Annotated in this window: 3 protein-coding genes; 2 read left to right on the top strand and 1 reads right to left on the bottom strand. The window is 61.6% G+C overall.

Annotation, left to right across the window (positions count from 1 at the left end; translation table 11 throughout):
* Together AC08OP_RS20345 and AC08OP_RS20340 are read left to right on the top strand one after the other, a co-directional pair.
* Positions 1–749 (top strand): zeta toxin family protein (locus tag AC08OP_RS20345; protein WP_476615639.1); only part of this gene is annotated, 749 nt, incomplete at its 5' end.
* Between the two features lie 76 nt (positions 750–825).
* Positions 826–1,053, top strand: coding sequence for a hypothetical protein (locus AC08OP_RS20340; RefSeq protein ID WP_476615638.1), 228 nt, complete (start codon positions 826–828; stop codon positions 1,051–1,053).
* 93 nt (positions 1,054–1,146) lie between these two features.
* Here AC08OP_RS20340 and AC08OP_RS20335 read toward each other — a convergent pair.
* On the bottom strand, positions 1,147–1,645 hold a 499-nt coding region (locus AC08OP_RS20335), incomplete at its 5' end, for a hypothetical protein (RefSeq protein WP_476615637.1).

Here is a 1,645-nt window from a genome sequence, read left to right as displayed (position 1 = left end):
CCATCAACACCCCCGAACGCGCCGCCTTCCGGGAGAATCTGGTGAAGGAGGTGATCGGCGATGCCAAGCCGCCGGAGCGGGGCAGTCCCACCCTCGACCTCATGGGCGGCGGCGGAGCCTCCGGCAAGGGCTTCGTCCTCAGGAACCTCGTGGCTGATGGACACATTCGGACCGACAATGCCGTGCGCCTCGATCCCGATGGCATCAAAGAACTCATTCCGGAGTTCGGTGCCATCGCTCAGGCCGGGGATTCCCGAGCCGCTGATGTCGTCCACGAGGAGAGCAGTACGCTGGCAAAGACGGTTCTCGGTGAGGCCATGAACCGCCGACTCAACATCATCTACGACAGCACCCTAGGTAATCCGGATAAGACCATGAAACTGATCGACGACGCGCACGAGAAAGGATATGAAGTACGCCTGTTCGGGGTAAGCGCAGACCCAGAGCTCGCGGTCGAACGCGCCGCAGCCCGCGGCGAGCAGTCCGGGCGATACGTTCCTATCGATCACCAGTTGAAGGCGCACCGCGGCTTCTCTCAGGGCTTCGAAAGCTATGCAGAAAAAGCCGACAGCGCCTTCCTCTTCGATACAAACAGCGAACCCAGGCAGATCGCCGTAAAGGAGCTTAACGGAGAACTTGAGGTTCTCGACCCAGCAGCCTACCAAAGCTTCCAGGCGAAGTCGCGGATCAATCCAGCGGCTACGGGACCGGCAACGCTCTACGGCGGAAATATAGATTTACAAAATTAGAAATTAAATCCGTAAAAGAACACAATAACACCCCAACCCCCTACCATCGCAATCCTGTCGAGATAGGAGAAAAATTATGCCCGAAAAAGAGATCAACGAAAAAACTACCAAGGAAACCGACGAGGAGTTCGAAGCTCGCCGAAAGAAAGAGTTTAACGAAGGAATGAGAAACGCTCGAACCTTCTCCACGGAGACGCTGGCGAAAGCAAAAGAAGACGAACGAAAGGAAGATGAAGAAAGGCGGAAGCGCATCTTCGGCGACAAGAAGCCCACTCTGTATGTCGATCGCTATACCGACCTGTGAGGCTTCGCGGCTGATCCCGGCGGCCCACAGAGCCCGTCGGTATCGGGTGAAGTCAGATCGGCACTGAGATCGTACGCAGAGATCCGGGGACGGCTACCAGAGGGCGTGCTGGTCGCCGGGAGGTGGCTCCGTGCCTTGTGCGCGCCGAAGGCGGCGAGGGTGGCCGGGAGTGGCCGGATGGCGGTGGCCGAGGCCGGCCGGTGGAACCAGCGGGCTGGCGTAGGCGAGCCCATCGGCCTCCGCGGCGGCCATCGCGTCGTAGATCGCGAGGATGCGGGCCTTCGTCCGCTCGAAGCGCTCCGGATCGTTGTTCCGGAAGGCCCGGAAGCTGTCCAGGATGTAGCCGACGTCATCCCGGTCAACGCCGTAGAGGTGGAAGTAGGCGGCATCCAGCTCCGCCCGCAGCTCGAACCGGCGTTCCTCGTCCCAGACGAACGGCGGCCCGGAATCACCCAGGTCCTCGGCGAAGGGCCGCATGTCCCAGGCGGTGTACGTCAGCTCCAGCACCCGCGCCTCGATCCACCGCGCCGGCGCCTCCCCCGCCAGCCACCCCCCCGGCTCGTCATACCGCTCCGGCGGCAGCACGGGAAGC

This window comes from Frankia sp. CeRuru1, from assembly GCF_977966315.1.
The sequence above is the reverse complement of the archived record's forward strand: the minus strand, read 5'-3'. Positions and strand labels throughout refer to the sequence as shown.